Genomic DNA, 14,109 nt, shown 5'->3' with positions numbered 1-14,109 from the left:
ACTGAGCGGCCTTGCGCCGTCAGCACATCAACCTGCCGCAACTTCGCGACAATCTCTTCAGCCGTGTGTCTCTTCCTGGGCATTCTCTCGTCCTCCAAATGGCAAAAAGCCATACATCAGGGAGGACCACTTCAAAGGGGGCAGGCCAAGCTCACCTCGATCTTGATGACGTGCCCGCTGGGCGTATGTCCGGTGATGCAGCGTGGATTGGCGCGACAGGATCCCTCGCTGGTGCCAAGGTCCTTGTCCAAATTGAAGCTGAAGCTGATGCCGCGATAGGGGGCTTGGAAGGCTGAGGCGATCTCCAGGGCAAGGTCGTCCGGCTCGATGGCATCGACCGACCTGACGACGAAATCCAGATCGGTGGAGAGGCGCCCGGTGGGCCCGAAGATCATCTTGCGGAGCATGGTACCCCCCTTGAAGATCAGCTTCTCCATCAGGCCTGTTTCGTGCATCCGCTGAAGCAGATGGGTGAGCAGAACGTCGATCTCGACATAATCGAGGCGGCGCGTTCCGAAGAGTTTGGCGGTCTTGCTGAGAATGGCAGGCGAAGCCGTCGAGAAGAAGCTCATCGTCCCATTCCCCTGGAGTAGGATCCGACCTCCGCCAGAAGGTCGGTCTCCTCGGCATTCACGAGAAGGCCCCATTCCGGCACGTAGCCGATGTCTTTCGGGCCACGCTCATCACGGCCCAGCACGGAGCGCGCACTGCTTGGGATGAAACTGCGCAGCTTCTTCCTGACACTTCCGGCGAGAAACGAGGGCGCTGACAGATCGAGGAGATAGGCGAGACGTTGGCAGGTCGACACCGATCCCAGCTGGATCGCTGCCTCCACGAGGATTTCGCTCCGGATGCTTTCGGTGCCGCGGGCGATGATCCTCACAAGTTCGGTAACCCCTCCGCAGAGATCCGGCCTGTCAGCGCAATCGACCAAGGTCTTCTCGGGGGTGGAGATGCGGAACTTTCGCCCGAAGGACTCCATCTCCTGCCATCCGAAGAACTTTCGCGGAGACAGCTTCACGTAGCGTACGGGATTGCCTTGGATCTCGCGGGGCGGAGTCTGGCGAGTGGTTGCCACATGGATCATGTTAGGGACCTGGGTCGTGAAGCCATGACGACTTGCAGCGGCCCACCAGCCGATATAGCCCTCGTCAACGGAGGCGGAGGCCAGGACATAGACATCGTAATCCTCGATCTTCTCCGCTCCCCATTCCGGCGGAAGGACAACATAATGCCCACCGGACGCCCGCTGGAGCCATCCTTTGCGCAAAAGGCGGCGGACCGCGCTACGGGCCTTTCCCTCGTCACCAAGCAGCCTTGCTGCATGGCGTATGGTCAGGGTCGAGATCCGCCGCGAGGCTAGGGCGAGGAGCAATCGAGCCTCTTCGCCGCCTAAGGTCCGGAGATTAAACTGAACGTCATCTTCGTCATGTGGCATCCAAAAAACGATACGAATTAATCTCACAATCGTCAAGATCGAGATTAAAATGTATGCGATTTTAGTTCTCAGGCGACCAAAATCCTGTCTTAATTAATTCAAAGGCTAAGTATGGAAGCTATTTTGCATTTCAGGGGCAGGATCTCTCTTCATACCTAGGCGTCCGGGTTTTCCCCATGGAAAAGGTTGCCCCACCTTGGTGAAACGTGACCGGAATGATCGGAACCTTGTTTCGAAACCAGAAAGCGTTCCTATATAAGAGCCTGCCAAAGGTGGAGATACGCATGGCGGTGGACAAGGGCGTCGAGGAACGCCGGAGAAAGGCAACGGAATTTCTCTGGATCGTTCAGTCGGGACTGTTGGGACTTGCGGCAGATTCCCAAAGGGCCGATCCGGAGAGGGATTCCCGGAGGGTCGTCAACTATTCCGGCAGCGGCACGTTCATCCGGATCGATGAGGCTGTCCGCGCGGCGAGTCTCATCCCCGACGAGAAGTCTGCCGCAGCTGCGGCCAAGGAGTTCTGCGACTTCTGGAATGCGGCCGGCAAGGACCAGCGCGTGAATCCCGGATGGTTCGCCAGGTATGGTATGGAGAGGCGCGACTACACGCTCATCAGCAAAGCGGATCAGTTTCTCTGGATCGTCCAGACCGTCACTCTGTCGGAAGCCGCCAATCAGGCGACCTATGCACCCAAGAAGCCGGAACTCTATGGATACAGCAGTATCCTCCAGGCCATGGCCGATGCTGTCCGCGCCTCGAAGCTGATCCCGGAGACCATGGATGTGACCGAGGCCGCCAATGAGTTTTCGTCCTATTCGATTCCCGGTATGCGGGAGAAACGGACGGCTCCTCGATGGTACCGCGAGGAACGGGCAGCCGCAGTCTAGCGATCACCTGCACGAAGGACGATTGTCATTCCAGATTCTTGGCGGCTGAGGATGCTCGCACAGGATGACGATAATCGCTCCACAGGTCTCCTCAAATGAAGCCAAAGTCCGCCGCGTCCCTGAGGCGGGCTTGGGAAACTTCTGCAACTGATGCAAACGAAAAGCCTCTCAGAGACGTCTGACAGGCATCAAGCCGATGGACACCTCTGGTACTTGTTTTTCATGATTGCTCAGTTGTCAGCCTTTAGGTTTGAAACTGTCGCCGTCGTCATCGCCGCCGTGTTTTGGTCCCCAGGAGCGTGTAGGGTCGGAAACCACGAGTTCATCTCGATCATCATGCCGACGCATTGCCCGAGCAGGCTTTCGGGCGTTCAGAACCCGGTCAAGATCTGTTGTGCGGGATCTCGATAGCCCCGCCTCCTCAGCAAACTCCGGCCAGCGGTCAATCGCCGTCCGAACCTGCTCAATGACAGCCTTCGCATCCTGCTGCGGGATCGAGGCTTCCTTGGAGACGGTCAGCAAGTGCTGCATGCTCGGATCTTTCCCTTCGCCCGCGATGTCCGCGCTGTGTTCTCCTCCCGGCCCTGAAGAAAACGTAAGGTCGTAGGCAGGAGAGAGTGTCCATTGCCCATCCCCTTTCATGAGAAAGGCGTGGTTCTTGGCGTGATCGTCCCGATTTCTCGCATACACGTTGAAGACCATGTGCCGAAACATCCGCAGGACTTCGGAACTGTCGCGGGTCATCAGAAACGTCAGCTTATGAAGCTGCCCGTAGTTCAACGACGCCTCGCGATGGCTGGCGTTCAAGATGCCGCTGGCGGTATGCATATGGAGGCGTCCGCCGGGCGCTCGGTCGAACCGTCGCGTGGCGAAGAGGCGGTTGCCCTTCTTTGTGCCGAGGACTCGCGTCTCAGCCATCTCCAGTCCGGCGGCGCGCGCCATCAAAGCATACGCCGCTTCCTCGACACCGATTTCGGCCGGGTCGGCAGCGCTGCGAGCCTTGACCATCCATCGTTCGAAACCGGGATCCATCTTCTGCCCGTAATCCAGAACGAACGTATTTTGGACCTTGTTGAAGCCGATCATGATTTTAGGGCGCGCGCCCGCGGATCCGCCCTGTGCGCCTTGAAGAGTGTCGATATCGGCGATGTCCAACTCAGCTTGGATCAGGTCGACCTGATCGACGAACCAATCCAGATCGATGTCTTCGCCGACCTTCCTGTCGCCATCGGTGAGTTCCGGAATATACGCTAGCGCACCCATTCCGGTCGTTCCGACCGCAGAGAGGCGATCCAGCGGAGTAAGTTGGTGATAGTCGATACCAAGCTTTCGAAGGCGTCGATCGAGCAGGAGACGCCCCCATCCATCGGGGAGACTATCGTTGAACAAGCCATGGAGTCCGTCGAACGGATCGCGCGGCGCCGGGATCAAGCCTGAGCTTGCCTTCAAGTTGAAGGGGGAGACCAGCAAAGGCGTAGCGAGGAAATCTGCCGAGTACTCAAAATAAGCTCTGCGCTCGCTGCTGCTCCATGCAAGCGTTCCTAAATTGGTCTGTTTCCCCTCGAGATCGAGGACGACACTCATCTTCCGGATCGGCTTGAACTTCATTTTCTTCGGCCCCTCTGCCTGACCGGACGTTCAACGATATCGTCGATTGTCTGAGGCGGCCGAGGTGGAAACAAGTGCTCGAACTCAGCTTCCCCTTCCAGGACGAACGCGACCTTCACAAGGGCTTCGAGTGAGATCTTTCCTGTCTCCTCGAACAGTCTTAAAGATCCATAGGAGACCCCCGCCCTGGCGGCGAGCTCCTTTTGGGTGAGGCCAAGATCAAGTCGCCGACGTCTCGCCCTTTCTGAAAGGCCCTTGATCACGTCAGTAGGGCCGATCATACTAAATGCTAGCATTTTGGCACTTATGCCCCATAATAATGACAACTGCTATTATAATAGCAATTTTCCTATATCTCAATGGTGCGGAGCGGATTGTGGGATTCCAGATCAACGCGTCCTCAAAGCCCGGCTATGCCTTCTCGGCATGAAGATTTGGCAGACTATGGGAGAGCCTCTTCTAAAAAGGGCAGCAAACCTCAGCATTCCAGCTTATGGGAAAAAACAGCCACTTACAGAAGAGGCTGAGGAATCCTTTGGGGGCTCTCCAGGGTAGTGCACCATAAATACCAATGGGCCGCGACCTCTTCCCGATCACGCTCACATTGGCCTTGCCAGGAGCACTGCGCCTTGGAATTCCGATCTGACCAGAAAGCTGTTGCCTTGGGCAACCTTAAATGGAAAGAGGCGCTGGTCCAGCAACCTTAATCTGACGAGATCGGGAAACCATGTCGGGGCAGCGTCCATACCTTCACATGAAAGTGTCCGAACTCAGGGCTCTTCTCGGCCGGGCTCGCAACGACGTTTCCGTTCTGGCGGAACTGGCCAAGGAGTTGACCTTTCGTAATGCTCCTGCGGCCAAGGAGTTGGCTGACGAGGTCACGAATGCCTTGGCATCCCTCAAGAATGCAAGAGTGCGAGCGACTGGCACATCGCCTCGACCCATGCCCCCCGTGGTGACATCAAAAGAATCTTCAAGCGCCCACATCCTGCATTTCCCGGAGCGCGCAGAACCAAAACGTCCGCTTCAACCTCGATCCCACAAGCCGGCGGAGAAAGCCGATGCGCGTGCGCAACGATCTAGTTCCCCAACGGAAAATCTAGGTCCGCTGCCGACCTTCGCGTCGCCCAAGGAGCCCAATGAGCCGCGTGCGATCCTGGCCGCCTGGACTGCTCTGGAAGCGCTATCCCCCCAGACATACCGGAAGCCGGAGGATCTGGCCGCAGGGGATCGCCGATGCGTTGTGGATCTGGCGGAGGAATTGCCATGGATCAGGGGAGAGCGATCCAGGCCAGAGAGAAAGCTCTACTACCAAGTGATCCTGGGCGCGATCGCCATGGACCGCGCGACTGGTGCACTGATCGCGGCCTTTGGGGAGGATGAAGAACGCAGCCGGCGGGAAAAGGAACAGGCTGCCATCGCAGCCGTGATGGTGGACAGGAACGGCTGTGTTCTCGAAGAAAATGCGATTGCCGTTTCCTCTTTCGCATGGGCGCTTCCGCATGCTCTGAAGCTGGAGCTCGGAGGGCTTGGTGCATGGCTTCGGGTCGAACGAACCCTTCAGGACCGCCTCGGGGAGATCCTGCGCCGCAAGGATCCTGACGGAAAGCCGCTGCCCCTCGATGGGGCGACCATCCAGCAGGCCTATGACTGGCTTGTCGCTCAGTTCGAGCTTCCGCCGCACTTTGTCGAGCCTCCATCCTTTGCCTTGCGCGTCTATCACCCTTTCAAATCCAAGACGCCGCCCGAAGCATCGCTCCTGAATTCGTTCTTCCTGGCCGATCTCGGGCGAGCGTCGGAGCTTGTCTCCAGTGGCAGCGCCGGATCGGGCCTGCGGCGCTATCTCGGCCTGGAGACCCCGCGCGAGACACAGGATCTGCTCGCCGATCTCCGCCGGATCGAGCCCGTCGTCGCGCCTGGCTTAGTGCCGACATCTCGATGGCCAGCCCAGTGCGGACATCCGCTCGTTCTTCTTCAACAGGCGGCCGTCAATCAGGCGCGGGCAGAGCTTGGACGGGCGGACGGGATCATGGGGGTGAACGGGCCGCCGGGGACTGGCAAGACCACCCTGTTACGTGACCTCGTCGCCAGCTGCGTCGTCGATCGCGCGAGCGCCATGGCGGCGTTCGATGATCCCGAATCCGCCTTCACGAGCTCCGGCCAGAAGGTGATGGTCGGGTCGAACGCCTTTCTCCACCTGTACAGGCTCGATCCCAGCCTGAAGGGGCATGAGATCCTGGTCGCCTCCAGCAACAACAAGGCCGTCGAGAACGTCAGCCGTGAACTCCCCCTGAAGAAGGAGTTCGGACGCGCGGAAGAGATCAAGTACTTCACGTCGATCAGCGACCACCTCGCGAACTCCCGCGATCCCGATGACGAAGAGGGAAAGGAAGCTGAGGCGATCGAGACCTGGGGGCTGATCTCGGCGGTGCTCGGCAACTCGAAGAACCGGGCGGCTTTCCAGCAGAAGTTCTGGTGGGACGAGGAGCGGGGCTTAAGGATTTACCTCAAAGCGGCCAAAGGGGACTCCGTCGCCCATAAAGTCTCGGATGAGAAGGGTAAGATCATCGAGAAAACGCCCGTGGTGGTCGTCAGGGAAAAGCCTGCATCCGGAGCGGATGCCGCTGCCCGTTGGCAAAAGGCGCGATCTCGGTTCCAGACACTGAAGCAGGCGATCGAGAGCGACTTGGAGCGCCTCGAGGGCCTTAGGGCTGCTTGCCTGAGATTGCCCGAGGAACGAAACAAGCTGGCCTCGCTTCGGGAACAGCATACAACTGTCGAGAACCAGCTAGCGCATGCAAAGCATCTGCTCGATAAGCGTATTTCCGAGCACGCCAAGCTGTCGGAGGAGGGTTGGCAGCGAGAGAGCGATCGGGCCAATCACAATCTGCTTCGCCCCGGTTTCTTTGCGCGTCTCTTCGGGACAGCTAGCTGGAAAGAATGGGCGAAGATCGCCAGGGATCTCGCTGAACAGACGAGACAGGCGCAGGAGCGAGTGGCAGTAGCCCATGCAGCAAGAGCTGACGCCTGCACGACCCATGATACCCTAGCCGCCGAATGCGCGGCCTCGGCGCAGCAGCTCTCGGATCTCACAGGCCTCATCTCACGGATCAAGCACATGATCGATGAGGTCCGCACCGAGATCGGCAGCGGCATCATCGACGAGGATTTCTTCAGCCGATCTCACCGAGAGATGCACCTGACTGCGCCATGGCTTCCCGCTGCCCTCCATCGGAAGCGGGAGGAGCTTTTCATCGCAGCTCTTGAGGTCCAAAAGGCGTTCATCGATGCCTCTGCCCGGAAGGTGATGCACAACATCAGTGCCTTGATGGGTGCCATGACGGCAGGGGCTTTCCCTGATGAGGAAAAGAAGGCGCTGCTCGGCGATCTCTGGTCGACCCTGTTCATGGTCATCCCGGTCGTCTCGACAACGTTCGCATCGGTCGATCGGATGTTCGGAGACCTGAAGCCCGGAAGCCTTGGATGGCTCCTGGTCGACGAGGCCGGGCAGGCGGTTCCGCAGGCCGCCGTCGGTGCCATCATGCGCGCGAAGCGTACCATCGTCGTCGGCGATCCTCTTCAGGTCCCGCCTGTGGTGTCTCTTCCGGATCGCCTTACGTCCGAGATCTGCGCCTTCTTCAAGGTCGACGTGGCTGAATGGGCGGCACCGACGGCGTCTACGCAGACGCTTGCCGACAAGGCTTCCCGAACGAAGGCCTCGTTCAGATCGGATTTGGGCAGGCGGGTGGTGGGAATGCCCCTGCTGGTGCATCGCCGCTGCCAGGACCCGATGTTCACGATCTCGAACGAGATCGCCTATGCCGGCGAGATGGTTCCTGCGCCGAAGCGAAAGGAGCCCAGCCCCGTCGGGGAGCTGCTCGGTCCCTCCTGCTGGTTCGACATCGACGGGAAGGCCGAGACGAAGTGGTGTCCAGACGAGGGTGAGCTCGTCGTGCGGATGCTGCGGCAGCTTGCCAATGCCGGCGTTGAAGGGCCGGATCTCTTCGTGATCACGCCCTTCAAGGTCATCGAGCAGGAGATGCGTCGGCGCTTGGAACGGGAGCAGGGCATCCTTTCAGCCTTCAGGGCGAAGCCTGAGGAATGGGTGCGGGACCGGGTCGGCACGATCCACACCTTCCAGGGCCGTGAGGCGGAGACCGTGATCCTCCTGCTCGGAGCACCCACCGTGGCCCAGCACGGGGCGAGAAAGTGGGCCGGCACGGGCCCTAACATCCTGAACGTGGCGGTGACCCGCGCGAAGCAGAACCTCTATGTGGTCGGCTCGCGCGGGGCCTGGTCCGGCATTGCGAACTTCAATGTGATGGCAAGGCTCCTGCCGTCCATGCGGGCATCGTCGGTCTCGGGTGAGAGAGCATGAGCGAATAGTTTTTGGCAAGAACTTAGGAGGCCGTCGAATAGCGGTCCCTTCCTGTGGAGGATTGCGAGATTGACTGGCGGTCAGACTTCGCGGCAATGTAAGTCGATGTTCGGAAGGTAGTATGTAAGCCCATTTTTATGGAAGTGGCAGCCACCTCCTTGGGGAAGGTGACTGCCTTCAGCTGTTTCTCAAAGAGCCTATTCGTCGCGCGGCATATTTCCCACGCGTTGACACAAGGATCGCGAGGTCAAATAGGTAGATTCCGTTGCGTCAGACATGGTCGTCCCTCATCATCGGCTGGTGATCCGGCGGGAACACGGGCGTTGCTTTGGACAGTCTATGCTCCAGCGCAACTTCCAGATGCCCTTGGGCCATCAGGGCATAGATGGGCCTGTTGGGGGTGGCGCAGCCGCTAAGTTGTAGCCCACATGTGCCAATGGTCGCAGGTTTTGTCCGAACATGATCGAGGATTCTCGCGCTCTGAGATGGAAGAACCTCATCGTCCCGGCAACCGAAGATGATCCTGGTGTTCCTCTGTATGTTGGCGGCTTTGTGATCGTTTCCTTCCAGGCTGAAATAGATGGCGCCCGCCTGCCTGAACGCATTGCGGATGATCGATATCTCTTCAGGGGTATGAGGCTGTCGGTAGGCGCTGCTTGGCCCTGCAAGCCACGCAGGGGCACCGCTTCTTGTCTCAGCTGTGACCTCGGACACCACATGATATGACCCGCCATTTAGGCCCCTCACCAAGAAGAGGCATGTCTGCTTTTTATATGCCCTAATCGTCGGGTGAATCTCAGCCACCTGGCATATGACGTAATCTTCGTCTGAACTGCATGAGATGGTACGGCCCCCGTTCTTCCGGCTGGCGAAAGTATGCTTGCTGGTTGGGTGGCCCCCATGGGCATCCTTGCGAAAGGGCATATCCTCGGGTCGACGGTAAAGAATGAGGTTTGGACCCAACTGGAACGGCTCTGCGGTTGCAAGGTATCGTTCGGGAGGGAAGCTCGGCTTCATAGCGGCTCCTGCAAAAATGCTTTGGATAGCCAGCGAGCGATTCCGTTTCCGCCCCTTGCCCTTGAGGGCAACATGGTGCAGATTGAGGCTGTCGCTCACCGACGGTTATTTTCTGCCCGACGCTTGGGTGCTAAAGGCAGGTTTGCTTGAGTTAGAAGATGCCCTGGTTGTTTGCCGCAACCGGGGCGTTTCTCGTTTCATCAGCCGCTCGTTGTCATGACGCTTCTCCACTGTGCAGGCGTTAACCTCGCCCATGTGTTCGGGCAGGTTGTGAAAAAGCAAGAGTGCAGCCCTGGATGATGGTGCGGCTGGCGCGGACGGCGCGACTGCAGACGCGAGCGTCGAGCTGTGCTCAAAGGATTCGATCTCCAGCGACGGCTTCCCCTCGCGAAGGATTCAAGTTGCCGACGCAAATTGGCCAGGTAAGCAGCCCAATCCGCCGGCGCAAACACCGTCGTAAGGATTCAAAATTCCGGGCGTGCCGCGCTCCGGTTCCGTCGGCGAATGATGCGTTGCCAGGATTCGATATCCGCTGCATGCGGCCCAGCGTCTGTGGTTTGAATCCTTGACATCGATGCCCTTCGGCTCCGCGCCGAAGCTGGGGATAAGGTTGCTCCAGCCTGCCTTAAGTGCCGCCCGAAAGGCCTGACGGGGCGTTTCCGGCTTTAGTGAACAGGAGGCAAAGATTCTTTGATTCGTATTGGACGCCTTCGGAAGAAGCTGATCCCGGATACATGAACCTCTCATCGGCGACCCATGGCGAAGATAAGTAAGGGTGTCTCAGCGAGCTCTATTGGGATGGCAAAGCTGGGGATGCGCATCCGGTTCGAGAGGGCGCTTGTCGAGCCTCCTCGGACGGCTCCCTCTAGGAAGCCTTCTCGATTGCGAGAGCATGGATGCTTCGATTTATCCGGTTCGTTTCTCAAGCATCGTCGATCTGTTGGGCGCGGAGCTCAATGCGGAGATGGAGCGCCAGACGGCGAAAGACTTCACTGTCGGTCCATCCAAGCCGATAGGAGCGCGTGGAGCGACCATGGTGGATACTTTAGGCGCGGCGCATGTGTAGCCGGCTGACCACGGTTTTTGCTGCTGACGGTATGTCCGTCTCGATGACGCGGCCCGCCTGATCAACTAGATCCGGGCCGGCTAGGCTACCAAGCCGGAGTTGAATACCAGCTCCAAGTTTCGATGTAAGCCAGCAATCTATAAACGGTTTAGACATCAGGGCGCTTGCCGCAAAAGGCTGGAATGGATCCAACCCCAGGGTTGCGCGTCACCGACTCGCGCCCAAGGGCCTTGTCGCTCGAATATTTTCACGCGTGTTCCAACCGGAACAACACGTACGGAAGTCGTTGATCGATCTGGACCCGTACGAACATTTGCAGCCTGGATCGTTGTGAATTGCTCTTCCGGTAAGTCTGCCGGAGACGGCTGTGCCATGACGGGGCCGCTAGCCGAAGAGCCGGGCGGCACAGGCGCTACTGGTGATGTTTGCGCTGGCAGTTGAACTGGCGTGACCGGGTTCCCCTTTTGAACAGATGAAACAACGGGCAGATTCGCTGAAGCGGTTAATTTCGCCTCTGCCTTAGGTCGATCTGGCTCGCCGCCAATGAGCAGAAACGGCGCACAGATAACTGCGATGGCAAGCGCAGTGACCTCGTGCGCTCCGACGACCGAAGGAAGTGCCGGCAGGGTCGCGGATACGTCGTCTATTCCCGAACTCATCTCGGTTTGCTCCCGTGGGGCCGGGAGAGGGCGCGCCGCCTGACGACGTAACTCGGCTTGCAGCCGTTGGAAGGCTGCGCCGAAGGCGACGGCTGCTTCGCAATTGCTGACCTGATAGGCCTCAGCAATGCCTGTCGGTGTTGAGAACCGGAGTTCTCCATACCGCACGATTGGAATCTGGTGGTTGTCTTTGAAGCGGCGGTCCGGCGACCCGTCGCGATTTGACTTGGCCCAAGCGTATCCAGTGATTTGGCTATCGCCAGGCACGCTCTCGCTTTCGATGAAGGAAATTGGCTCGACGTCTAGCCGGATTTCTCTCAGATCGATGAGGGCATAGTCCGTCGCTCCCTTCGCCCGCATGAGCATGAAGCCAGGAAAAATATCGAGATCGCCGCCATTTGCGTTCTGGAAACGCAAACCTTTTTGGGAGCCTGCTACAATGCCGTCCATCACTGAAGTCAACTGAACGGGCCGGCGGGTGACGGCTGTCGAGGCCGCCGAGCGCTCTCTCACTCGATCAATCCCAACAGACGAGGTGACATCCCATATACGATGTGAGCGGGAGAGCGATGCGTGTGCGGCTTCGAGCGCAAACTGGGCAGCAAGCGTCTCATTATCCATATCGAAGGTCACCCGAATCTGACTGACAGCCAGAGCCTCGGCAACCTTGATCGCTTCTTTCTCTGCATCCTCGAAAGCCGTTTGCGCCTTCGGGACCGCCTTCTTCAGGATCAGTCTTAGCGGGAACTGTTCACGCCGACGCAATTTTCGCCAGGCTTTCCGCCGACTGGCCAGTGCCGCCTCGAAGTCGGGGATGAGAGCAGCCTTTTGCGCCGAGGCCTCATTGATGAGCCGTTTGAGGCCTGCCAGATCCGGGCTGGTCAGCGCGGCGACTTCAGCGCTTCGGATCTCGCCGGCAAGGGGCAAATCATCAGTGATATCTGATGGAATTGGGTTGGATCCGGGCTCAGGAAGTGAAGCCTCCGATGAGCTTTCGAGACGTGCCCGAGGCTTGGAAGATAGCTGGTGCCGATAAGAAAGGCCTGTCCCAGGGAGGCCTACGGTTACGGAGCTCCCGCGTGAGCTGAAATTGAATGTTGCTCCAGGGCCGCCAACGCTGACGCTCATGCCCGACTTGCTCAAGTTCAGGCGGACACCAGGGAATTCACGAACCGACTTACGAAATCTAAACGGCAAAACACTTCTCGTTTATGCGACCTATGCGTGTATCGTCTCCAGAAAGTTACATCCTGGCAAGATGCCGTAAGGACAATGCTATAGACGTTGGCTTCATTGAACGCCCACCGACTGTGGCTGTTGAGTCAATTGAGGCAGCCTATAGTGAAACCATCCAAACTATGGTTCCGCTCTAATCTGGGAAAGGTATAGGAATTGTGAGCGGCCGGGTGCTCATGGTTTGAGGCATAACAAGCCTGTGAATTTCTCCCAACAGGCATCGCCTTCTATGAAGCCGCGTTTAAACTGGAGATTGAAATTTTCGAAGCTGAGTAGAGATTATGCAGCAACCGTTCGTGCTCCGGTTTAAGTCAGTCATTACCCGTGAGGGAGGCGATGCCTTCATCGATACTGATGCTCGGTATGATACAAAGGCTATGATGTGGTTGGACGGGGCGTCAGAGCCTCTCTGGGCTAACCGAGCGAGCAAGCCCTATACCCCTTGTCATACTGCCGCTCACACGATCAAGGGTGGTTATACTCCTTCCGGCAAATACAAGCCTCCGAAAACCGTTCCGGGTAAAACAGATAAACGTTCGGGAAAGTGACCCACGCAAGTGAGGCGCAAGGTCATTGTACTTGCACAATACACGGATCTCCATGCGGATGCCGTTATAGATTGGTGCCGTCAGCTTGGAATGGAGCCACTGCGCATATGCCCAGAAGATATTATCTCACGCGACGCTGACTTTCTTCTGACCGTCATGCCACATGAATGCTCTTGGCGTATCGAGACAGGGTCAATCCAGATATCTTCCAATGAAGACTTCACCGTCTTTTGCAGGGACTGGGAAGTGCCTACGGTACAGAGTACGGAAGATTTGGAGCGCTCCGTCGCTCTTGAGGAGGGCCGGGCAGCGCTATTTGGGTGGCTCGCTTCCATACCCGCTGATCGGTGTCTTGATCATCCTTTCATCCAGCAGCGGTTCGACTCCAAGATAGTGCAGGTCGGCTTGGCGAAGCAGGTTGGCCTGTCTGTACCTCAGACAGTCGTAACGAACGACCCCAGCCAGGCCCAGCAATTTCTTACCCGGCATCGCTCCGTGATCAAGCTGATGAGCAATGTATCGTTTGTAGGGTTAGAGGGGCAGGGCGAGTTCGTATATACATCAGCGGTAAACGATGAACATTTGAACGAGTTAGGTGAAATCCGGAATTGCCCCGTCCTTCTCCAGCAGGCGATCGAGAAGGTCGGCGATGTAAGAGTAACGGTTGTCGGTGAGCAGGTTTTCCCAGCGCTGATAACAGCGCCAGATCCAATGTATAAAGCATTGGATTTCAGAGCCATGCCGTCGGAGAGAGTTGAGCGATTTGACTTGGATCCAATAACGAGAGAGGCAGTCATAAAGCTCAACCGGGCTATGGGACTCCGCTTTTCAGCAATGGATTTCGGCTTGCTATCCAATGGCGAGCTTATTTTCTTTGAGGCTAATGTCGCGGGTAACTGGCTCTGGATTGAGAAAGAGACCGGACTTGAAATAACTTCGGAAATCGCTCGCGAGCTAAATAGGCTCCCTAAAAAGTCAGATGCGTCTCGACAGATGGATTTGCCATAAGACTACAAGTTTTCTGATTGAGTGATCTGGAGTGAGTGAAAAAGCGCCTTGCTGTCGAAGGCGAGAAGCCCCAATGACAGCCTCAAGCTTCAGAATAGGCACATTACCCGCAAAGTTGGCCTGCCCCCTTTGAAGTGGTCCTCCCTGATGTATGGCTTTTTGCCATTTGGAGGACGAGAGAATGCCCAGGAAGAGACACACGGCTGAAGAGATTGTCGCGAAGTTGCGGCAGGTTGATGTGCTGACGGCGCAAGGCCGTTCAGT

At 57.7% G+C, this 14,109-nt stretch carries 9 protein-coding genes and 1 pseudogene; 4 read left to right on the top strand and 6 right to left on the bottom strand.

The features are described 5' to 3' along the window. Positions 1–131: 131 nt before the first annotated feature. Positions 132–572, bottom strand: coding sequence for a nucleotidyl transferase AbiEii/AbiGii toxin family protein (locus AB4097_RS20835; RefSeq protein WP_442043095.1), 441 nt, complete (start codon positions 570–572; stop codon positions 132–134). Next, positions 569–1,375, bottom strand: coding sequence for a type IV toxin-antitoxin system AbiEi family antitoxin domain-containing protein (locus tag AB4097_RS20830; protein ID WP_442043093.1), 807 nt, complete (start codon positions 1,373–1,375; stop codon positions 569–571). Before AB4097_RS20830 ends, AB4097_RS20835 begins: the two co-directional genes overlap by 4 nt. Positions 1,376–1,722: 347 nt before the next feature. Here AB4097_RS20830 and AB4097_RS20825 point away from each other — a divergent pair, with 347 nt between their 5' ends. After that, complete coding sequence (locus AB4097_RS20825; RefSeq protein ID WP_442043091.1) at positions 1,723–2,325, top strand: hypothetical protein; 603 nt, start codon at positions 1,723–1,725, stop codon at positions 2,323–2,325. Positions 2,326–2,562: 237 nt separating this feature from the next. On the opposite strand, the gene AB4097_RS20820 is transcribed toward AB4097_RS20825, so the two are convergent. Together AB4097_RS20820 and AB4097_RS20815 are read right to left on the bottom strand one after the other, a co-directional pair. Next, on the bottom strand, positions 2,563–3,933 hold the full coding sequence (locus tag AB4097_RS20820; protein WP_442043089.1) for a type II toxin-antitoxin system HipA family toxin: 1,371 nt from the start codon (positions 3,931–3,933) through the stop codon (positions 2,563–2,565). Then, entirely contained in the window at positions 3,930–4,214 is a 285-nt protein-coding gene (locus AB4097_RS20815; RefSeq protein ID WP_442043087.1) for a helix-turn-helix domain-containing protein, read from the bottom strand. Before AB4097_RS20815 ends, AB4097_RS20820 begins: the two co-directional genes overlap by 4 nt. Before the next feature lie 1,055 nt (positions 4,215–5,269). On the opposite strand from AB4097_RS20815, the gene AB4097_RS20810 reads away from it, so the two are divergent. Beyond that, positions 5,270–8,311, top strand: coding sequence for a DEAD/DEAH box helicase (locus tag AB4097_RS20810; protein WP_442043085.1), 3,042 nt, complete (start codon positions 5,270–5,272; stop codon positions 8,309–8,311). Positions 8,312–10,220: 1,909 nt separating this feature from the next. After that, positions 10,221–10,394, top strand: coding sequence for a hypothetical protein (locus AB4097_RS20805; protein ID WP_442043099.1), 174 nt, complete (start codon positions 10,221–10,223; stop codon positions 10,392–10,394). Positions 10,395–10,549: 155 nt separating this feature from the next. On the opposite strand, the gene AB4097_RS20800 is transcribed toward AB4097_RS20805, so the two are convergent. Both AB4097_RS20800 and AB4097_RS20795 read right to left on the bottom strand, forming a co-directional pair. Continuing rightward, entirely contained in the window at positions 10,550–11,980 is a 1,431-nt protein-coding gene (locus tag AB4097_RS20800; protein ID WP_442043097.1) for an SH3 domain-containing protein, read from the bottom strand. 114 nt (positions 11,981–12,094) lie between these two features. Continuing rightward, positions 12,095–12,250: pseudogene (locus tag AB4097_RS20795) on the bottom strand (DUF4236 domain-containing protein); the annotation flags it as partial. A gap of 596 nt (positions 12,251–12,846) precedes the next feature. Here AB4097_RS20795 and AB4097_RS20790 point away from each other — a divergent pair. Continuing rightward, positions 12,847–13,845: an ATP-grasp domain-containing protein gene (locus tag AB4097_RS20790; protein WP_442043083.1), complete on the top strand. Its 999-nt coding sequence runs from the start codon at positions 12,847–12,849 to the stop codon at positions 13,843–13,845. The last annotated feature ends 264 nt before the right edge of the window (positions 13,846–14,109 follow it).

The organism is Microvirga sp. 2MCAF35, from assembly GCF_052115545.1.
Lineage (GTDB): Bacteria > Pseudomonadota > Alphaproteobacteria > Rhizobiales > Beijerinckiaceae > Microvirga.
This window is presented reverse-complemented; position numbering and strand designations above follow the sequence as displayed.